Raw genomic sequence first — 19,866 nt, 5'->3', positions numbered from 1 at the left:
GTTCATGCATGACAATCAGTCCTTTTGCGGGCAAGCCGGCGCCAGCCCAGTTGCTGGTGGATATCCCGCGACTGGTCACGGCCTACTACACAGGCCAGCCTGATGCAGCAATCTCCACCCAGCGTGTGGCATTCGGTACGTCGGGGCACCGTGGCAGTTCGTTCGACCTGGGCTTCAACGAATGGCATGTGCTTGCCATCAGTCAGGCGATCTGCCTGTACCGTGAGGCCCAGGGCATCGACGGCCCGCTGTTTGTCGGCCTGGACACCCACGCACTGTCCACGCCCGCCGGCGCCAGTGCGCTGGAAGTGCTGGCGGCCAATGGCGTGCACGTCATGCTCGCCGAAGGCGATGAGTACACGCCGACCCCGGCGGTGTCCCACGCAATCATCTGCTACAACCGTGGCCGCACCCGTGGCCTGGCCGACGGCATCGTGATCACGCCGTCCCACAACCCGCCACAAAGCGGCGGTTACAAGTACAACCCGCCCAACGGCGGTCCTGCCGATACCCACGTCACCAAGTGGATCGAGGCCAAGGCCAACGAACTGCTGGCCAACAAGCTGGCCGGAGTCAAACGCATGCCCCATGCGCAAGCCCTCCAGGCGCCTACCACCCATCGCCATGACTACCTCAACAGCTACGTGGCCGATCTGATCAATGTGATCGATATGGACGCCATCCGCAGCGCCGGGCTGCGCCTGGGCGTGGATCCGCTAGGAGGAGCAGGGGTGCGCTACTGGTCGGCGATTGCCGAGCACTACCGCCTGAACCTGGACGTGGTGAACACCGAAGTCGACGCCACCTTCCGCTTCATGAGCGTCGACTGGGATGGCCAGATCCGCATGGACCCGTCCTCCAGCTACGCCATGCAAGGTTTGATCGGCCTCAAGGAGCGTTTCGATGTGGCCTTCGCCTGCGATCCGGACCACGATCGTCATGGCATCGTGACGCCGTCCGGCGGCCTGCTGGCGCCGAACAACTACCTGGCGGTGTCCATCGATTACCTGTTCCAGAACCGCCCGGACTGGCGCGCCGATGCCGCCGTCGGCAAGACCGTGGTCAGCAGTGGCCTGATCGACCGCGTCGCGGCGCGTATCGGTCGCCGCCTGTACGAAGTGCCGGTGGGTTTCAAATGGTTTGCCGATGGCCTGTTCGAAGGTTCGCTGGGCTTCGGCGGTGAAGAAAGCGCCGGTGCGTCATTCCTGCGCAAGGATGGCACCGTGTGGAGCACTGACAAGGACGGCCTGATCCCGGCGCTGCTGGCCGCGGAAATGACCTCGCGCAAAGGCCAGGATCCGAGCCAGATCTACCGCGGCCTGACCGACGCCCTGGGCGAGCCGTTCGCGATTCGCGTCGACGCCAAGGCTACGCCGGCGCAGAAAGCCTTGCTGGGCAAACTTTCGCCCGAACAGGTCACATCCACCGAGCTGGCCGGCGAGCGCATCCAGCAGATCCTCAGCCATGCGCCTGGCAACGATCAGGCCATCGGCGGTTTGAAAGTAATGACCGAAAACGGCTGGTTCGCCGCGCGGCCATCGGGCACCGAGGACATCTACAAGATCTACGCCGAAAGCTTCATCGGCGAAGATCACCTCAAGCAACTGGTGGAAGAGGCGCAGGTGTTGGTGGATGGTGCCATCTCCCAATAACTGACACACCGCCGAAAATGTGGGAGTAGCGGTCATGGCAGGCCTCTGTTGGCCATGCCGCCGTCTTCGCAGCGATGCGGCGACCCGACAAGCCAGCTCCCACATTGAATCTCAATCGCTGGCAAGACAGTGCCTGGCCCGATGGCCCTGCTGACGGCGCTTTTCCAGCCAATGCCGGATTTGAAATCAGGCGAGGTCGACCAGCACGATCTCGCTGTCTTCAATGGCGGTCACCCGCAGCACTTGTTCGTCCTCTACCGCCACGCCATCCCGTGCTTCTGCTCGCAAACCGTTGACGTCAATCGCACCGGTCGCCGGCACCAGATAGGCTCTGCGCCCGCTGTCCAGCCGGTATTCCGCACTTTGGCCGGCCTTCAGGTTGGCTGCCACCAGGCGCGCATCGGCTCGAATGCGCAGGCTTTCACTGTCACCGGCCTTGCCGCTGGCCAGGGTCACAAATCCTTCGCGGCTATCTTTGGGGAACGGTTTGGCGCCCCAGGACGGTGGCAGGCCGGCTTCGTTCGGGATGATCCAGATCTGAAAGATTTTGGTGGGTGCGGCCTCCAGGTTGTACTCGCTGTGGGCGATCCCGGTGCCAGCACTCATGACCTGTACATCGCCGGCTTCGGTGCGGCCCTGGTTGCCCAGGTTGTCCGCATGGCTGATGGCGCCTTCTCGCACATAGGTGATGATTTCCATGTCGCGGTGCGGATGCTGTGGAAACCCGCTGCCCGGCGCGATGATGTCATCGTTCCAGACCCGCAGATTGCCCCAGTGCATGCGCTTGGGGTCGTGGTACTCGGCAAACGAAAAGTGATGGTGGGCATCCAGCCAGCCGTGATGGGCGGCGCCCAGGGAGTGAAAAGGTCGAAGTTCGAGCATGATGGTCTCCAGTTGATGGCATCATCATCCTTGAGCGCTTGATCGATAAAAAGCGTAAAAAATGCCTGATTCATATCCGATTATTCGATTGATTGCTGGCGTTTTGACTTTGACTTGTTCACCTAACTGCCTGACCTGCAAGCATTTGGCTGGAACTCAAGGCCGATTCCGGCGACCATTGCGCACTTGTCAACACCAAGCCCGTCGCAGGAGTCCGCGTGCCGCAACAATCGCCTGATCTGCCCCCTGAACTGCGCCCACTCGCTGAAATGCCGCTGCTCAAACGCCTTGCCGCTCGTTTTTTCGGGCATGGCCTGACTCGCCTGCGCGCGCAGCACCGGTTTTCCTGGCTGCATGGCCAGGCAGATGGCTTTCGCAGTGGGCATGAGGCCGGCGTGGAGTATGGCTACCGCGAAGGCAAGGCCGATGGCCTGGAAGAAGGGCGTCAGGTGCTGTTGATCCGGGACTTTCGCCCCGATGAGCACCGTGCGCCGGGCGTTGACGATAGTCTGTTCGATGACTGGCGGTTGCCTTTGACCGTAGAACTGAAAAAACGCATCAAGGCCGATGTTGCCCGACTGCTGCCTGCGCACGCGCAGCCAAGCACGGCGCAATGGAAGATGATTTTCAGCGACACGCCTTCGACCTCAGTGATTGCCGGGGCCGGGGCGGGTAAGTCCACGTCGTTGGTGCTGCGCATCTTGTTGCTCACCTATTACCTGGGCTTCGAGCTGAGCTCGATGACCGTGGTAACGTTTACTCGGGAGTCCCGCAAGGACTTCATCCACAAGCTCATGGAAGTGTTCAGTTTGTGGGGGCAACCTATTGATTTAAAAGTAGCTCAAGCGGTAGTGAGGACCTTCCACTCGCGCATCCTGCCCATGGTGCGCAGCCTGCCGGGGTTTGAGCGCCTGCAAGCGTTCGAGAACCTGAATGCGGGGGGCGAAGACGCCGACAGCAACCCGTTCGAGCTGCGTATCAATGACGCTCAGCGGCAACTGATGAATGCCTGCTACCACCGGCTGCATGGCCAGCACGCGCGCTTTCGCGAGTTGATCGCGCCGCTGGCGCGCCATGGGTTGCAGCTCAAGGAGTTGGAACGGGATCATCCGGACGTGCAAAAGCGCGTGGCGGTGACCGAACTGGCGGCAAAGCGTGATGAAGAATTGTGCGATGTGATCGAAGACCTGTGGTTTCGGGCCGGGGCGTGGCCCATCAAAGGAATCGAGCCCAACCGGCAAACGCTGGAGATCAACGGCGCGCAGTTTCATTGTCATGGCTACATCCCCGAGCTGGATGCCTGGGTGGTGCTGGGCTTCGATGGGCGGGAAAACCCACAGGTCTGCCGACCCAACGCGAAGCTCTCGGTACGCGCAGAATGGGCAGTAAAGCGCACCTTGTTTCAAGCTTTCTGTCGTAAGCCTCTGATATGGCTGGATAGTTACGAGTCATCAAGGCGTGTGCTAAGCAGTCTTGCGGGGGACGCGAGTGCCGGCCCGGGCTTTGATTACAAGGTCAAGGGTGAACTGGCGTCGGCGCCGCTGCTGGACAGTTTTGTAGCGGCTGCGGGGTTTATCGAAAACCTGGGTCTGGACGTGCCCACTGCTGTAGGCCAAATGAGCTTCCCCAAGGATGACCCGGACCGGTTCTTCTTCGAGGCCTTGAGTATTTTCTGGAAGGCTCTGGAAGACCACCTGCTGGACCAGTCGCCGCCGATCATGACCTACAACCGCATGTTTTCGCTGTTTGGTGAAAACACGCCGGAAAACCTCAAGCTGCTCAGTGATCCGTTGTTGCGGCCGATGTCGCACTTGATGATCGACGAATTTCAGGACGTGTCGCCGCAGATCGTCTCGTGGATTCGCGCCAGCCTAAGGGAAATCCGCAGCCGTGGCCCGGCCATGCATGTGGGGCGTGGCGCTCAACGGTCCTCGCTGCTGTGCGTGGGCGATGACTGGCAGTCGATCTATGGCTGGCGGGGCAGTTCACCCAAGTATTTCATGACGTTCAACCAGGAGTTTCCATCGCCCGCTACCACCCGCGTGATGCTGGGCGAGAACTACCGCAGCCATCAGCACATCATTGATGCCGCTGAACATATCGTGCGGGCCGCACCGGCGATCCCGGGCAAAAAGGCCAAGGCCAGCGGCGTGCCCAGGGCATTGGTCCCGGTCAAGGTGCTGGAGCGGGACGACGCGGCCTTGGGGAGGCAGTTGGCGGAACACTATAAAAATGGTGACAGCATCTTGATGCTTTATCGAAAAAGTAGTGATAAGTCATTGATTAATGAGCATATTGAATCTGTAGTTAATGCGGATTCTAGCTTGCCGCCGCAACAGCGCAGGCTCAAACAGCTCACCTATCACAGCGCCAAGGGGCTGCAGGCAGACGCGGTATTTCTATTGGGGGATTGCCAGCACGTCACCAGCTCGCCTTACAAGAATCAGGTGTACCGCATGGCAGGCCTGGGTAGCGCGGGTGACAGCGAACCCTACGACAATGCCCAGAAAGACGAGGTGCTGCGCTTGGCGTATGTGGGTATCACCCGGGCCGTGAGTCATTGCTATTGGTATGTGGAGAAGCCCGAAGGCCCGGCGGCGAATATGCCGAAAGCCTCTGAGCGGGTGGATGGCAAAAAAGCGTTTTTCGATGACTTGCGCGGTTAATAGCGCAATGTGTGGGAGCGGGCTTGCCCGCGATTACGGCCGGTCAGCCAACCTTTCCAACGACTGGCAGACTGCATTCGCGGGCAAGCCCGCTCCCACAGGGAAGATTCATTGTTAGGTAGATTGTGATCAAGCCCGTAATGACACCGGCGGTACGAACGCCTCCAGCTCATCCTCCACCGCCTCGATAATGCGCTCCACATCGGCGGCGTTCATCACAGTGGCGCAGGGGATACCGGCGATAGCGATCAGGGTCTCGCCACTGGCACGGTCGAACAGGCGGGCCACCATGCTGCCGGGGGCGTCCATGCTGCCCTCGAAGCCCATTGGGTGAAAATGCCAGCGCATCAACTGGCAGGCGTTGGGGAACGTCACTTTATTCATGTTGCCCACCTTGTTCATTGAGCGCTTCCTTTAGCTCGCGGCAGGGGGCCATGACCCTCTCTGGTCCTGGCATCGAATAGCCTCAAAATAGCATTCGTTCGCAACCGCAAGGTGACTTTTTTCGCCCCGTTCGGCGGTTGTTTTCCATTCGTTTGATGTAGGTCATGTCTAAGCCTGACGCTGGGCGATAGGCCATTAGTCAGAAGTGCCAATCGACCATTGAAGCCATTCTCGGAATTGGGCAATCTCCACCGTTTACCCGTCATCGAGTTTTCCATGCCCGACATCGCCCCGGACGATGCTTGCCCACACACCCAGGCCACGGCCGACTTGGTGTTGCGCCACCACCTGTGCTGGCGGCATCGCGACCTTGATGGCGTGATGTCCTACTACCATCCGGATATCCAGTACCACGACTTTTTTCAGAACCGGGTGATCGCTTACGCCGAATTGCGCGACTACCTGCAAGCCAGCATGCCCCGCGGCCCCGATGAGGCCATCGAGCACACCGACCGCATCCGCGCCGACGGCGACACGGCGTTCATCCAGTACCGCATCACGCTGCGCGGAGGTCAGGGTCTGGTTTCGTTCCGCACCAGCGAGGCCATCACCGTGCGCGATGGCCTGATTTGGCGGGTCAATGAATATGCTTCGCTGGTGCATGAGCAGCCGGCTCAGGCCCTGCGCCCCACGGTCAGCCGCCTGGGCCTGTCGCCCCAGCAGTTGGGCCACATGGCCAATGACTTGCAGCAGTACTTCGAGCGCAAGCAACCGTATCTGGACCCCGAGCTGGACCTGCAACGGGTCTCCAGAGAGTGTGGCTACAGTCGCAACCAGATTTCCTACCTGTTGAATCAGGTGCTGGGGCAAAGCTTCTATCGCTACGTGAACCAGGCCCGGCTCCAGCATTTGCTGGCGTCGCTGAACGAGGCTGCGCCGCCCATAAGGATTGATGACCTGGCATTTGCGGCCGGTTTCAACTCGCTTTCGGCGTTTTACAGCGCTTTTCGTCAGCATACGGGCCAGTCGCCCAAGGCTTACGTCAAACAAATTTCTCTGCGTGCACGCGCGCAAGACAACCTCTGACACCGCGCTCTAGGATCGACCCCATCGAAACGAAGGCGGGGAACCTGGCATGCCGGCATGGCGCAACATCAGCTTGTGGATGGACCAACTGGACGATCCGTTGGTGGCGCGACCGTCCCTGGAGCATGATCTGGATGTCAATGTGGCGATCATCGGTGCCGGTTACACGGGCCTGTGGACCGCCTATTACCTCAAACGACAGGCGCCCGAGCTGAAGATCGCGATCATCGAGGCCCAGACCGCCGGTTTCGGGGCTTCGGGCCGCAACGGCGGCTGGCTGATGGGCAACCTGCTGGGCGAAGACCGTCTGCTGTCGGGGCTCGACCCTGAACAGCGGCGGGCCTCTTATGACTTGCTGCACGGCATTCCCGATGAAGTGGCCGAGGTGCTGGCCCGTGAAGGCATCGAGTGCGACTACCGCAAGGGCGGCGCGTTGTATTGCGCCGCGCGTTACCCCGAGCAGGAAGGCAGCCTGCGCCGCTATCTGGACAAACTCTACGCCCAAGGCCTCACTGAAGCCGACTACCGCTGGATGAACCCGCAGCAGTTGGCCGAACAGATCCGCATCGCCAAGCCCTACGGCGGTATTTATGCGCCCCACGTCGCGACCATCAACCCGGCCAAGCTGGTGCGCGGGCTGGCGCGCGTAGTGGAAAACATGGGTGTGAGCATTTTCGAGAACAGCCCGGTGACCGACTGGCAGTCCGGCCGCCTGCGCACAGCCAAAGCCGGCGTGCGCGCGGCCTGGGTGGTGCCGGCGGTGGAGGGCTACGCCAACACCTTGCCCGCGCTGGGCCGTTACCAATTGCCGGTGCAAAGCCTGATCGTCGCCACGGAGCCTTTGCCTGCCAGTACTTGGGATGAAATTGGCTTGAGCCATGGCCAGGCGTTTGGCGAGAGCAGTCGCCAGGTTACCTATGGCCAGCGTTCGGCCGACAACCGCCTGGTGTTTGGTGCCCGTGGCGGCTATCAGTTCGCCGGTCGGTTGCGCCATGACTTCGACTTGACCGACAGCGAAGTCGAGTTGCGCCGCTATTTGTTCGGCGAACTTTTCCCACAGTTGAAAAAGGTGCGGATTACCCATTCCTGGGGCGGCAACCTGGGCATGTCCCGTCATTTCCGACCGCACATGCTCTGCGATCACAAGACCGGTATCGCTTTGTCTGGCGGGTATGGCGGGGAGGGCGTCGGCGCCACTCACCTGGGGGGGCGCACGTTGGCGGACCTGATCCTGGGCCTCGACACCCCACGCGTTCATCAGCCCTGGGTCATTCGTGAGCGCGGCCTGGACGCCCTCAAGCCCTGGGAGCCCGAACCCTGCCGCTGGCTGGGCTACAACGCCATCATTCGCAGTTTTGTCCATGAAGACCAGGTGTTGGCCAACCCCAACACCGCGCCTTGGCGCCGCAAGCTAGCGACCGGGGTGGCGGGCTTCATGGAAGGTTTCATGCATTGAACCGTTTCACTGACACAGGTAGCCCCATGAGCATCACTCAATTCAAAGACACACTGAATGCCCACCTGCCGGACTCGTCACCGGTGGCCGTGCCTCTTGGCGAGCCCATTGCCGTCGCCTCGACCTTGAGCGTGGAACGTACCGATGGCGTCGAAACCGGCATCTGGGAATGCACCCCGGGCCGCTGGCGCCGCCAGATCAAGTCCCAGGAGTTTTGCCACTTCATCCAGGGGCGCTGCACCTTCACTCCGGACAACGGTGACATCGTCCACATAGAAGCCGGTGATGCACTGATGTTGCCGGCCAACAGCACCGGTATCTGGGATATCCATGAAACCGTGCGCAAGACCTACGTATTGATCCTGTAACGCTTTGATCCTTGATCGCCTGCCATAAAAACAGCCCTAAAACCGCCAGGAAATCGAACCATGAAAGCCATTGCCCTGTTGCCCTTGATGTTGGTGGCCTCTATCAGCCAGGCCGCCGAGACGGTGAAAATCTATAACTGGTCGGACTACATTGCGCCGGACACCACCAAAAACTTCCAGGCCGAGACCGGTATCGGTTTCACCTACGACGTCTACGACAGCAACGAAACCCTCGACGGCAAGTTGATGACCGGTAAATCCGGTTACGACGTGGTGTTTCCGTCCAACCACTTCATGGCCCGGCAAATCCAGGGCGGTGCGTTGAAGAAGCTCGACAAGAGCCAGTTGCCCAACTGGAAAAACCTCAATCCGGTGCTGCTCAAGGCGCTGGAGACCAACGACCCGGGCAATGCCCATGGCTTCCCGTACCTGTGGGGCAGCACGGGCATCGGTTACAACATTGACAAGGTCAAGGCGGTGCTGGGCGACAATGCGCCGGTGGACTCCTGGGACCTGATCTTCAAGCCGGAGAACATGGCCAAGTTGCAGAAATGCGGAGTGGCGATCCTCGACAACGGCCCCGAACTGTTGCCGGCGGCGCTGAACTACCTGGGCCTGCCGCACCACAGCAAAAAGCCCGAAGACTACAAAAAGGCCGAGGACCTGCTGATGAAAGTGCGGCCTTATGTGGCGTACTTCCATTCCTCGAAATACACCGCCGACCTGGCCAATGGCGATATCTGCGTGGCCGTCGGTTTCTCCGGCGATATCCTGCAAGCTGAAAGCCGCGCCAAGGAAGCCAGGAACGGTGTGAATATCGGCTACAACATTCCCAAGGAAGGCGCGGCTATCTGGTTCGACATGGTGGCCATGCCCGTCGATGCACCGGACGAAAAGGCCGGCTATGCGTTCATGAACTACCTGCTGCGCCCGGAAGTGATGGCCGGCATCACCAACTACGTGCACTACGCCAACGGTAACGCCGCCGCCGATAGCCTGGTGGACCCGGCGATCAAGGCCGACACCAAGGTGTACCCAAGCCCGGAAATGATGGGCAAGCTGTTTGCGCTCGAAGCGATGCCATTAAATATTGACCGGGTGCGTACACGGGTGTGGAACACCATTCGCACCGGACGGTGATGTTGATCATTCCCACGCTCCGCGTGGGAATGCTCGATGAGCGGCTCAGGGGTTTTCCAGGTCATGCCCCAACGACTGGATAAACAGCGAAAACAGCTCCGGCTGTGACGAAATATCCAGCTTGGCGTACAGGTGCCGGCGGTGCACCTTGACGGTGTCCGGCGAGATGCCCAGGCGCTCGGCCATGGCCTTGGAGGAAAACCCGCGCAGCACCAGGCGGGCGATTTCCAGTTCGCGCTCCGACAGCACGCCACAGCCGAACTGGCTCAAGGCATCGCGAATCTGGCTGTCCATCGCCGGCGTGCGCTGGGTGCTTTGCTGCCAGTGCTGCTGCATCAACGGCAGCACCCAGGCCGCCAGAGTGGTCAACAGGCCGGTTTCCTCCACGCTGAACCGCCGCTGCGTGCCCAACGACAGCGACAGGGTACCCGCACCCGGCACCTGCAGAATGAACTGCACCTCGTCCTCCAGCACGTTGTCGTGGAAGTAGTTGAGGAAGTATTCGCTTTGGCGAAAATGGTCCGGCGCCACTTCTTCCAGGCGATACACGCCACTGGCAAACCCCTCCCGACAGGCCTGGAAAAACGGGTCGAGCAGGTACACACCATTGAGGTACGCCAGCATCGACGCCGGCTTGCTGCTGGGCTGGGCGTCGTATTCCTCCAGGGCCAGGGGCGGGCCCTCCTGCGGATAGAAGATCGCCAGTGCGTTATCGAACGCCAGGCACTGGTGCAGCAACAGCACCAGTTGCTTCCAGAAACGGTCGCCGCCGATCTGTTCGATGGTGCGGCCCAGGCCGGCGTGCATGCCGACTTCCCTGAACAGGCTCATATCACGGGCTCCCGCCATCAATGAATCGCCCAAGGTTTCGGCTTTTGTCTGGGGCCGTCAAGGGGAGTACGCCAATAGGGGAATTGGCTGACATAAACACCCCGTTTACCGTTGCGATCATTGAGCGGGAAAGCTATCCCGCAATCGCCTGATTTTTCGTTTCTGCCTCACACCAAGAACAACGACAGAGGATAACGATATGAGTGCTTCTCCCGCGCCTGACGGCGTGCTTAAACCCACCTTGAGTGTGTTCGATGTAGTGGCCATCACCGTATCGGCCGTCACACCCGCCAGCTCCGTTTTCGTGATTGCGCCGTTCGCCATCCAGCAGGCCGGCAGCGGGGTGTTCCTGGCCTTTGTCATGGCTGGCCTGCTCGCGCTGATGTTCGCCTTTTGCTACGCCGAGTTGGGTCGTGCCCACAACAGTGCCGGTGGCGAGTACGTGTATGCCAAGCGTGTCTTCGGCGGCATGGCCGGCTACGCGACCTTCCTCACCGTGCTGGTGATGCTGTTGTTTATCCCGCCGGTTCTCGCCACGGGCGCGGCGACCTACCTGAATAACGCCCTGGGCACGAAGTTCGACGCCCAGACCGTAGCCCTGGTGATCGTGGTATGCAGCTACGCGCTGGGCATTCTCAATATCAAGCTCAATGCCTGGATCACCGGCACGTGCCTGCTGCTGGAAGTGGCGGCGCTGCTGGTGATCGTCTGTGTGGGCTTTGGCAACCCGGTGCAACCGGCGAGCATCTTGCTGCAACCGCAGATCGTCGAGAACGGCGTACTGCACCTGGCGCCCTGGGCGCTGGTGATCGGCGCGGTGGGTATCGGTTTGTTTTCCTACAATGGCTACGGACCGGCGGTGTTGTTGGCCGAAGACATGAAGTGCGGCGGCAAGGGCGTGCACAAGGCGGTGCTGTGGTCCCTGGGGCTGGTGGTGATCATCGAGCTGGTGCCGATCACTGCGCTGCTGATCGGCGCACCGTCCTTGAGCGAGATGATCAGCAGTCCGGATCCCATCGGCTACTTGCTGAGCAGTCATGGCAATGAAACCCTGTCCCGGTTGGTCAGCGCGGGGATCTTTCTGTCGGTGTTCAATGCCATTGTCGCCATCGTGATCCAGATCGGCCGCGTGGTGTTCAGCAGTGGCCGCGATGCGTTATGGACACCCGGCATCAACAGGCTGTTCACGCGTATTCACCCGCGCTGGGATTCGCCCTGGCTGGCCACGCTGTTCCTGGCCATCCCTTCGGCGCTGCTGAGTTTCAGCTCCAACCTGGCCGACCTCACGTCATTCAGCGTGTTGCTGATCATGCTGGTGTACCTGGTGGTGGCCTTGAGCGCCTTGATGAGCCGGGTGCGGCTGCGCGACCGCGAGCATCCGTATCGCATGCCGCTGTGGCCATTGCCGGCGTTGCTGGCAGTACTCGGCGCCGGGTATCTGTTGGTCACCCTGGCATTGGCGGCGTCGGCGCGGGACATCATGATCATTGTCGGCCTGCTGGCGCTGTCGGTGGTGCTGTACAGCATCAGTGGCCGTTTGAGTCCGGCCTTTCAAAAACTGTAAGGAGAGGATATGCGCGCACGTCAATTGGGCATCACGCTGGGGCTCGGCACGCCGGGCGAGTTGAATGCCATCACCGATGTGCCGGGCGTTCGGGTGGGTCACAGCACCCTCAACACCCGCATCGACGGCAAACAGGTGCGCACCGGCGTGACGCTGGTGCAGCCCAGGAGCGGGGAGGCGCGCCAGCAGCCGTGCTTCGCCGGCTATCACGTGCTCAATGGCAATGGCGATGCCACCGGCCTTGAATGGATTCGCGAAGCCGGGCTGCTCACCACACCGCTGGCGATGACCAACACCCACAGCATCGGCACGGTGCGCGACGCGCTGATCGCCCTGGAGCGCGAGCGCCTGGCCGATCCGGCGGTGTACTGGTGCATGCCGGTGGTGATGGAAACCTACGACGGCCTGCTCAACGACATCTGGGGCCAGCACGTCGGCCCGGCGCAAGTGCGCGAGGCGCTGGACAACGCCCGCAGCGGCCCGGTCGCCGAAGGCGCGGTGGGCGGGGGGACCGGGATGATCTGCCATGAGTTCAAGGGCGGCATCGGTACGGCGTCGCGGCGCCTGTCGGCCGAGCAGGGCGGCTGGACCGTGGGCGCGCTGGTCCAGGCCAACCACGGCAAGCGCCAGGAGTTGCGGGTGGACGGCTACCCGGTGGGGCGCCAATTGCTGGAGATTCCCTCGCCGTTTGCCAGCCGGGGCACACCGGGCATGGGATCGATCGTGGTGATCCTGGCCACGGACGCGCCGTTGTTGCCGCACCAGTGCCAGCGTCTGGCCCAGCGCGCGTCCATTGGCATCGCCCGTACCGGCGGTGGTACCGAAGACTCCAGTGGCGATCTGTTCCTGGCCTTCGCCACCGGCAACCACGATTTGCCGCCTGCGGATTACGGGCGCGCCGACCTGCCGCTCAGCACGGCACTGCACATGGTCAACAATGACCATATTTCGCCGCTGTTCAGTGCAGCGGCAGAGGCGGTGGAGGAGGCGATCATCAATGCGCTGTTGGCGGGGGAGAGCATGACCACCGATGACGGCGTGCAGGTGCCGGCGCTGAGCGACGACACCTTGCTGACAGCGTTGCACAAGAGTGGCTGGAGCCTGTCCCGGTAATGGGGGACAACAACAAACATCATAATAAGTAGTGGCTGTTTAATGTTGCCAATGACACCGTGACAATATAGTGGATCCATTAATAAAGTAGGCCGCTCTAGTTGGGCGGCTTTATGGTTATTTAATATTTAAATACGAGTGCTGTGTTTTTTGTCAGACAAAACCAAAGCGCGCCTTTAAATACGGCAGGGTGCTTGCGCAAGTTGTCCGGTTATCGGTTTTTTGCCGCTGAAATACCGGTGGACGAATGATTTCAAGTTGTGTCAGTTTTCTTTCGCCTTCAAAAGAGGCGAGTGATAGGACGATCTCGCCCGCGAGGTTCCTATCGAACAAAGACTGATGCACTTGCAAACAAGGAAGTACGTACATGGCAAAAGTAAAAGACAAGGCTATTGTTTCGGCGGCGCAAGCCAGCACGGCCTTTACGCAAATCGATACCTTCAGCCATCTGTATGACCGTGGCGGCAACCTCACGGTCAATGGCAAACCTTCGTATTCCGTCGACCAGGCAGCCAACCAGCTGCTGCGCGATCACGCCGCGTACCGTGACTTTGACGGCAACGGCAAGATCGACCTGACCTATACGTTCCTGACCTCGGCGTCGTTCAGCACCATGAACAAGCATGGCATCGCAGGTTTCAGCCAGTTCAACGCACAGCAGAAAGCACAGGCCGCGCTGGCCATGCAATCCTGGGCGGACGTGGCCAACGTCACCTTTACCGAGAAAGCCAGCGGCGGTGACGGCCACATGACCTTCGGCAACTACAGCAGCGGCCAGGACGGCGCGGCCGCCTTCGCCTACCTGCCCGGTACCGGTGCGGGCTACGACGGCACCTCGTGGTACCTGATCAACAGCAGCTACACGCCGAACAAGACGCCGGACCTGAACAACTATGGCCGGCAGACCCTCACCCACGAAATCGGCCACACCCTGGGCCTGGCTCACCCTGGCGACTACAACGCCGGGAACGGCAACCCGACCTACAACGACGCGACCTATGGACAGGACACGCGCGGCTACAGCGTCATGAGTTACTGGAGCGAGAGCAATACCAACCAGAACTTCAGCAAAGGCGGCGTCGAAGCCTACGCCTCGGCCCCGCTGATCGACGACATCGCCGCGATCCAGAAGCTCTACGGCGCCAACTACAGCACCCGCGCCGGCGACACCACCTACGGGTTCAACTCCAACACCGGGCGTGATTTCTACACCGCGACCTCCAATGCCGACAAGCTGGTGTTCTCGGTGTGGGACGGGGGTGGCAACGACACCCTGGACTTCTCGGGTTTCACCCAGAACCAGAAGATCAACCTCAACGAAGCTTCGTTCTCCGACGTCGGCGGTCTGGTGGGCAACGTGTCCATCGCCAAGGGCGTGACCATCGAGAACGCCTTCGGCGGTGCCGGCAACGACCTGATCATCGGCAACAACGCAGCCAACGTGATCAAGGGCGGCGCCGGCAATGACATCATCTACGGCGGCGGCGGTGCGGACCAGCTGTGGGGCGGCGCGGGCAACGATACCTTTGTGTACGGCGCCAGTTCCGACTCCCGGCCCGGGGCTGCGGACAAGATCTTTGACTTCACCTCCGGTTCGGACAAGATCGACCTCAGCGGCATCACCAAGGGTGCGGGCCTGACCTTCGTCAATGCCTTCACCGGGCATGCCGGCGATGCGGTCCTGACCTACGCCGCGGGTACCAACCTGGGCACCCTGGCGGTGGACTTCTCCGGGCACGGCGTGGCGGACTTCCTCGTCACCACCGTCGGCCAGGCAGCCGTCAGCGACATCGTGGCCTAACCCACGGGCGCGGCGCTTCGGCGCCGCGCTTGCGCGATGGAGCGTGAAGATGCAGCGTGTTTTCAACGGAATCGCCTGCGCCGTGCAGGTGATAGTCATGTCGGCAGGAGCCCACGCAATGGCAAGCAGTCTTGTTTTACCCACGAGTGCCCAATTGGCCGGGCACTGGCAGTTGCATCAACAGGACCAGGTTTGTGCCCTGGACCTGCTGGAGCAGGCCAACGCCCTGGGTGGCGATGTGGCTTGTGCCACACAGTGGCTGGGGGATAAACCCCTGAGTTGGTCGCCCACGCCGGATGGCATATGGCTGATGAATGCCGAGGGCAGCGGCATAACCCATTTGAATCGACAGAAAGAAGGCGAATACAAAGGGCGCACGCCGTCCGGTACCGAAGTGTTATTGCAACGAGCTCCTTAGTTGCCGGTTATAAATTTATAACTTGATGGATTAGTTGCCCGCTCCATGCGCTGGGGTTGGGGCGGCTGTTGCCCATGATTTGTTTCAAGGATGATCAAGAGATATGGCCAAACTCCCCGCCGTTGCGCCGTTGTTCAAGGCGCTGGGTGAATACAAGAGCATTTTGATCAGCATTGGCTGTTTCACCGCCTTGATTAACCTGTTGATGCTGGTGCCGTCGATTTACATGCTGCAAGTGTATGACCGCGTACTGTCCTCCCAGAATGAAACCACCCTGGTGATGCTGACGCTGATGGTCGTGGGCTTCTTTGCCTTTATTGGCACGCTGGAAGTCGTCCGCAGTTTTATCGTGATCCGCATCGGCAGCCAGTTGGAACGGCGTTTCAACCTGCGCGTGTACAAGGCCGCTTTTGAACGCAACCTGCAACGTGGCCAAGGGCATGCCGGGCAATCCCTGGGCGATCTGACCCAGATTCGTCAATTCATCACGGGGCCTGCGCTGTTCGCCTTTTTCGACGCGCCGTGGTTTCCCATCTACCTGTGTGTGATTTTCCTGTTCAACCTGTGGCTGGGTGTACTGGCGACCGCCGGCGCAGCATTGCTGGTCGCGCTGGCCTGTCTCAACGAATACCTGACCAAAAAGCCCCTGGGCGAGGCGAGTGGCTATTCCCAGCAGTCCACCCAGTTGGCCACCAGCCATTTGCACAACGCCGAGACCATCCAGGCCATGGGTATGCTCGGCGCACTGCGCCAGCGTTGGTTTGCCGTGCATTCGCAATTTCTCGGCCTGCAGAACCAGGCCAGCGATACCGGCGCGATGGTCACCTCCCTGAGCAAATCCTTGCGCCTGTGCCTGCAATCCCTGGTGCTGGGCCTGGGCGCCTTGCTGGTGATCAAGGGCGATATGACCGCCGGGATGATGATCGCCGGGTCCATCCTGATGGGCCGCGTGCTCAGCCCCATCGACCAGTTGATCGCGGTGTGGAAGCAATGGAGCTCGGCCAAGCTGGCCTACCAGCGGCTGGATGAGCTGCTGGGCGAGTTTCCCCCGCACGTCGAGTCGATGAAGCTGCCGGCCCCCATAGGCCACATTGGTTTCGAACAGGTCAGTGCCGGCCCGCCGGGGCGGCGCATGGCGACCTTGCAGCAGGTCAGCTTCAACCTGGGCGCCGGCGAAGTGCTCGGCGTACTCGGCGCATCGGGGTCCGGCAAGTCCACCCTGGCCCGGGTGCTGGTGGGTGTCTGGCCGACGCTGGCCGGTACCGTGCGCCTCGACGGCGCCGACATTCATCGCTGGGACCGCGACGACCTTGGCCCGCACATCGGCTATCTGCCCCAGGACATCGAATTGTTCAGCGGCAGCATCGCCGACAACATCGCACGCTTTCGCCAGGCCGACCCCGAACAGGTGGTGCGCGCCGCCCAACAGGCCGGTGTGCATGAGCTGATCCTGCGCTTGCCCCAAGGCTACGACACGGTCCTGGGCGACAACGGCGCGGGCCTGTCCGGTGGCCAGAAGCAACGGGTGGCGCTGGCCCGTGCGCTGTATGGCGGGCCGCGGTTGATCGTGCTGGATGAGCCCAACTCCAACCTCGACACCGTCGGCGAAGCCGCGCTGGCCAGCGCGATCATGCAGATGAAGGCCCAGGGCAGCAGCGTGGTGCTGGTCACTCATCGTTCTTCGGCGTTGGCCCAGGCCGATAAATTACTGGTGCTCAACGACGGGCGTCTGCAGGCGTTCGGGCCCAGCCAGGACGTGTTGCGGGCGTTGTCCGGTCAGCAGGAAGCCCCCCGGGAAAAAACGGGCGTAAGCCTGAGTCGTCAGTATCAAGCCGCAAGGAATCCAGGCGCATGAGCAGCCTCACTGTAGAACGACACGACGCCCGGTTTTTCGTGCGCATGGGCTGGCTGCTGACCCTGGTCGGCGCCGGCGGGTTTTTCCTGTGGGCCAGCCTGGCGCCACTCGACCAAGGCATCCCCGTGCAGGGCACCGTGGTGGTGTCGGGCAAACGCAAAGCCGTGCAGACCCTCAGCCCCGGCGTGGTCAGCCGGATTCTGGTGAAGGAGGGCGAGACCGTCCGCCAGGGGCAACCGCTGTTTCGCCTCGACCAGACCCAGCACCAGGCCGACGTGCAGTCCCTGCAAGCCCAGTACCGCATGGCCTGGGCCAGTGTGGCGCGTTGGCAGAGCGAGCGCGACAACCAATCCGCCGTCACCTTCCCCGAGTCACTGAGCCGCGATCCTGACCCGGCCCTGGTGCTGGTGCTGGAAGGCCAGCGCCAACTGTTCAGCAGCCGTCGCGAAGCCTTCGCCCGTGAACAGGCGGGCATTCGCGCGAATATCGACGGCGCGACCGCCCAATTGGCGGGCATGCGCCGCGCCCGCAGCGACCTGACTGCCCAGGCGCAATCCCTGCGCGACCAACTGAGTAATCTGCAACCCTTGGCCGACAACGGTTACATCCCGCGCAACCGGCTGATGGAGTACCAGCGCCAGCTGTCCCAGGTGCAACAGGACCTGGCACAGAACAACGGCGAAAGTGGACGGGTAGAGCAGGGTATCGTCGAGTCGCGGCTCAAGTTGCAGCAGCACAGCGAGGAATATCAGAAGGAAGTGCGCAGCCAATTGGCCGATGCGCAACTGCGCAGCCTGACCCTGGAGCAGCAGTTGACCTCGGCCGGCTTCGACCTGCAGCACAGCGAGATCAATGCGCCGTCGGATGGCATCGCGGTCAACCTCAGCGTGCACACCGAAGGCGCGGTGGTGCGCGCCGGCGAAACCCTGCTGGAAATCGTGCCTCAGGACACGCGCCTGGAAGTGGAAGGGCGGCTGCCGGTGAACCTGGTGGACAAGGTCGGCACCCATCTGCCCGTCGACATCCTGTTCACCGCCTTCAACCAGAGCCGTACCCCCCGGGTGCCGGGGGAGGTCAGCCTGGTCTCCGCCGACCAGATGCTCGATGAAAAAACCGGCGCGCCGTATTACGTGCTGCGCACCACGGTCAGCGAAGCCGCACTGGAGAAACTTCACGGTCTGGTGATCAAGCCGGGCATGCCCGCCGAGATGTTCGTGCGCACTGGCGAGCGTTCCTTGCTCAATTACCTGTTCAAGCCGCTGCTGGACCGCGCCGGCTCCGCGTTGACCGAGGAATGAACATGAAGCCCGTGTTTATCGCCTTGCTGTTGACCTGCACCGGCGCCCAGGCCGCCATGGGCCCGTTCGATGTGTACGAGCAGGCCTTGCGTAATGACCCGGTATTCCTCGGCGCCATCAAGGAACGCGACGCCGGCCTTGAGAACCGCGCGATTGGCCGCGCCGGGCTGTTACCCAAGCTGTCCTACAACTACAACAAGGGCCGAAACAATTCCCAGGCCACCTTGCCCGACGGGCGCGGCGGCAATTATCACGATGACCGCAACTACAACAGCTACGGTTCCACCTTCAGCCTGCAACAGCCGCTGTTCGACTATGAAGCCTACGCCAACTACCGCAAGGGCGTGGCCCAGGCGCTGTTTGCCGACGAGAGCTTTCGCGACAAAAGCCAGGCCCTGCTGGTGCGCGTGCTGACCTATTACACCCAGGCGCTGTTCGCCCAGGACCAGATCGACATCGCCCGCGCCAAGAAGAAAGCCTTCGAGCAGCAGTTCCAGCAGAACCGGCATTTGTTCCAGCAGGGCGAAGGCACCCGCACGGACATTCTCGAAGCCGAATCCCGTTACGAACTGGCCACCGCCGAAGAAATCCAGGCCCTGGATGAACAGGACGCCTCGCTGCGGGAACTCGGCGCGCTGATCGGCGTGCGGAGCGTCAACATCGACGATCTGGCGCCGCTGAAGCCGGGCTTTGCCGCCTTCACCCTGAGCCCCGCGAACTACGACACCTGGCATGAACTGGCGATCAGCAACAACCCCACGCTGGCGTCCCAGCGCCAGGCCCTGGAAGTGGCGCGCTTTGAAGTGGAGCGCAACCGCGCCGGGCATTTGCCCAAGGTCACCGCGTATGCCAGTTCGCGCCAGCAGGAGTCCGACAGCGGCAACACCTACAACCAGCGCTACGACACCAACACTATCGGCGTCGAAGTCAGCCTGCCGTTGTACGCCGGCGGTGGTATTTCGGCGTCGACCCGCCAGGCCAGTCGCGCCATGGAACAGGCCGAGTACGAACTGGAGGGCAAGACCCGCGAAACCCTGATCGAACTGCGGCGCCAGTTCAGCGCGTGCCTGTCGGGGGTGAGCAAGTTGCGCGCGTATCAGAAGGCGCTGGTGTCCGCCGAAGCGCTGGTGGTCTCGACCCGGCAAAGCATTCTGGGCGGTGAGCGCGTCAACCTCGACGCGCTGAACGCCGAACAGCAGCTCTACAGCACCCGGCGCGATCTGGCGCAGGCGCGGTACGACTATTTGATGGCCTGGACCAAATTGCATTACTACGCCGGCAACCTGCGCGATACCGACCTGGCCACCGTGGATGAAGCATTCAGAGGTTCGATCCAACAATAAGAGAGGTAC

General features: G+C 61.5%; 16 protein-coding genes. 13 read left to right on the top strand and 3 right to left on the bottom strand.

The features are described 5' to 3' along the window. Positions 1-8 precede the first annotated feature (8 nt). Positions 9-1,652, top strand: a complete 1,644-nt coding sequence (gene pgm, locus ACW9IB_RS14175) for a phosphoglucomutase (alpha-D-glucose-1,6-bisphosphate-dependent) (RefSeq protein ID WP_457414137.1) — start codon at positions 9-11, stop codon at positions 1,650-1,652. Positions 1,653-1,838: 186 nt separating this feature from the next. On the opposite strand, the gene ACW9IB_RS14170 is transcribed toward pgm, so the two are convergent. Beyond that, complete coding sequence (locus tag ACW9IB_RS14170) at positions 1,839-2,534, bottom strand: pirin family protein (RefSeq protein WP_457414135.1); 696 nt, start codon at positions 2,532-2,534, stop codon at positions 1,839-1,841. A 218-nt stretch (positions 2,535-2,752) separates the two neighbouring features. Here ACW9IB_RS14170 and ACW9IB_RS14165 point away from each other — a divergent pair, with 218 nt between their 5' ends. Further along, on the top strand, positions 2,753-5,200 hold the full coding sequence (locus ACW9IB_RS14165; protein WP_457414134.1) for a UvrD-helicase domain-containing protein: 2,448 nt from the start codon (positions 2,753-2,755) through the stop codon (positions 5,198-5,200). Between the two features lie 129 nt (positions 5,201-5,329). Here the strand turns inward: ACW9IB_RS14165 and ACW9IB_RS14160 are convergent, their stop codons facing one another. Next, complete coding sequence (locus tag ACW9IB_RS14160) at positions 5,330-5,602, bottom strand: DUF1652 domain-containing protein (RefSeq protein ID WP_105696927.1); 273 nt, start codon at positions 5,600-5,602, stop codon at positions 5,330-5,332. 258 nt (positions 5,603-5,860) lie between these two features. Between ACW9IB_RS14160 and ACW9IB_RS14155 the strand changes: the two genes are divergently transcribed. Genes ACW9IB_RS14155 through ACW9IB_RS14140 form a run of 4 tightly spaced genes read left to right on the top strand, consistent with a single transcriptional unit; the run spans position 5,861 to position 9,634 of the window. Beyond that, the gene (locus ACW9IB_RS14155) at positions 5,861-6,670 is read left to right on the top strand and encodes a helix-turn-helix domain-containing protein (RefSeq protein ID WP_457368937.1); all 810 of its coding nucleotides are present in this window, start codon (positions 5,861-5,863) and stop codon (positions 6,668-6,670) included. A gap of 49 nt (positions 6,671-6,719) precedes the next feature. Then, positions 6,720-8,126 carry an NAD(P)/FAD-dependent oxidoreductase gene (locus ACW9IB_RS14150; RefSeq protein ID WP_457414132.1) on the top strand — a complete coding sequence of 469 codons (1,407 nt, stop codon included), beginning with the start codon at positions 6,720-6,722 and terminating at the stop codon, positions 8,124-8,126. A 26-nt stretch (positions 8,127-8,152) separates the two neighbouring features. After that, positions 8,153-8,494, top strand: a complete 342-nt coding sequence (locus tag ACW9IB_RS14145) for a cupin domain-containing protein (RefSeq protein WP_457368935.1) — start codon at positions 8,153-8,155, stop codon at positions 8,492-8,494. A gap of 60 nt (positions 8,495-8,554) precedes the next feature. Beyond that, entirely contained in the window at positions 8,555-9,634 is a 1,080-nt protein-coding gene (locus ACW9IB_RS14140; RefSeq protein WP_457414130.1) for a polyamine ABC transporter substrate-binding protein, read from the top strand. Between the two features lie 45 nt (positions 9,635-9,679). On the opposite strand, the gene ACW9IB_RS14135 is transcribed toward ACW9IB_RS14140, so the two are convergent. Continuing rightward, the gene (locus ACW9IB_RS14135; protein WP_457368933.1) at positions 9,680-10,465 is read right to left on the bottom strand and encodes a response regulator transcription factor; all 786 of its coding nucleotides are present in this window, start codon (positions 10,463-10,465) and stop codon (positions 9,680-9,682) included. Between the two features lie 199 nt (positions 10,466-10,664). Here ACW9IB_RS14135 and ACW9IB_RS14130 point away from each other — a divergent pair, with 199 nt between their 5' ends. The 7 genes from ACW9IB_RS14130 to ACW9IB_RS14100 all read left to right on the top strand — a co-directional run bounded on the left by ACW9IB_RS14130 (position 10,665) and on the right by ACW9IB_RS14100 (position 19,857). Beyond that, positions 10,665-12,029 (top strand): APC family permease, encoded by a 1,365-nt coding sequence (locus tag ACW9IB_RS14130; protein ID WP_457414129.1) that lies wholly within the window; start codon positions 10,665-10,667, stop codon positions 12,027-12,029. Between the two features lie 9 nt (positions 12,030-12,038). Beyond that, complete coding sequence (locus ACW9IB_RS14125; RefSeq protein ID WP_457368931.1) at positions 12,039-13,142, top strand: DmpA family aminopeptidase; 1,104 nt, start codon at positions 12,039-12,041, stop codon at positions 13,140-13,142. 367 nt (positions 13,143-13,509) lie between these two features. Then, on the top strand, positions 13,510-14,943 hold the full coding sequence (locus ACW9IB_RS14120) for a serralysin family metalloprotease (protein WP_457368930.1): 1,434 nt from the start codon (positions 13,510-13,512) through the stop codon (positions 14,941-14,943). A 49-nt stretch (positions 14,944-14,992) separates the two neighbouring features. After that, entirely contained in the window at positions 14,993-15,361 is a 369-nt protein-coding gene (locus tag ACW9IB_RS14115; RefSeq protein ID WP_457414128.1) for a protease inhibitor Inh/omp19 family protein, read from the top strand. Between the two features lie 103 nt (positions 15,362-15,464). Beyond that, positions 15,465-17,216, top strand: coding sequence for a type I secretion system permease/ATPase (locus ACW9IB_RS14110; protein ID WP_457414127.1), 1,752 nt, complete (start codon positions 15,465-15,467; stop codon positions 17,214-17,216). Beyond that, positions 17,213-18,514 (top strand): HlyD family type I secretion periplasmic adaptor subunit, encoded by a 1,302-nt coding sequence (locus tag ACW9IB_RS14105; protein WP_457414125.1) that lies wholly within the window; start codon positions 17,213-17,215, stop codon positions 18,512-18,514. Before ACW9IB_RS14110 ends, ACW9IB_RS14105 begins: the two co-directional genes overlap by 4 nt. Positions 18,515-18,516: 2 nt before the next feature. Continuing rightward, positions 18,517-19,857 (top strand): TolC family outer membrane protein, encoded by a 1,341-nt coding sequence (locus ACW9IB_RS14100; protein ID WP_457414123.1) that lies wholly within the window; start codon positions 18,517-18,519, stop codon positions 19,855-19,857. Positions 19,858-19,866 lie beyond the last annotated feature (9 nt).

This window comes from Pseudomonas sp. SDO524_S393 (assembly GCF_054071875.1).
This window is presented reverse-complemented; position numbering and strand designations above follow the sequence as displayed.

Coding starts and splice junctions, on each gene's coding strand:
- pgm (WP_457414137.1), top strand. CDS start 9: ATGACAATCAGTCCTTTTGCGGGCAAGCCGGCGCCAGCCCAGTTGCTG.
- ACW9IB_RS14170 (WP_457414135.1), bottom strand. CDS start 2,534: ATGCTCGAACTTCGACCTTTTCACTCCCTGGGCGCCGCCCATCACGGC.
- ACW9IB_RS14160 (WP_105696927.1), bottom strand. CDS start 5,602: ATGAACAAGGTGGGCAACATGAATAAAGTGACGTTCCCCAACGCCTGC.
- ACW9IB_RS14155 (WP_457368937.1), top strand. CDS start 5,861: ATGCCCGACATCGCCCCGGACGATGCTTGCCCACACACCCAGGCCACG.
- ACW9IB_RS14150 (WP_457414132.1), top strand. CDS start 6,720: ATGCCGGCATGGCGCAACATCAGCTTGTGGATGGACCAACTGGACGAT.
- ACW9IB_RS14145 (WP_457368935.1), top strand. CDS start 8,153: ATGAGCATCACTCAATTCAAAGACACACTGAATGCCCACCTGCCGGAC.
- ACW9IB_RS14140 (WP_457414130.1), top strand. CDS start 8,555: ATGAAAGCCATTGCCCTGTTGCCCTTGATGTTGGTGGCCTCTATCAGC.
- ACW9IB_RS14135 (WP_457368933.1), bottom strand. CDS start 10,465: ATGAGCCTGTTCAGGGAAGTCGGCATGCACGCCGGCCTGGGCCGCACC.
- ACW9IB_RS14130 (WP_457414129.1), top strand. CDS start 10,665: ATGAGTGCTTCTCCCGCGCCTGACGGCGTGCTTAAACCCACCTTGAGT.
- ACW9IB_RS14125 (WP_457368931.1), top strand. CDS start 12,039: ATGCGCGCACGTCAATTGGGCATCACGCTGGGGCTCGGCACGCCGGGC.
- ACW9IB_RS14120 (WP_457368930.1), top strand. CDS start 13,510: ATGGCAAAAGTAAAAGACAAGGCTATTGTTTCGGCGGCGCAAGCCAGC.
- ACW9IB_RS14115 (WP_457414128.1), top strand. CDS start 14,993: ATGCAGCGTGTTTTCAACGGAATCGCCTGCGCCGTGCAGGTGATAGTC.
- ACW9IB_RS14110 (WP_457414127.1), top strand. CDS start 15,465: ATGGCCAAACTCCCCGCCGTTGCGCCGTTGTTCAAGGCGCTGGGTGAA.
- ACW9IB_RS14105 (WP_457414125.1), top strand. CDS start 17,213: ATGAGCAGCCTCACTGTAGAACGACACGACGCCCGGTTTTTCGTGCGC.
- ACW9IB_RS14100 (WP_457414123.1), top strand. CDS start 18,517: ATGAAGCCCGTGTTTATCGCCTTGCTGTTGACCTGCACCGGCGCCCAG.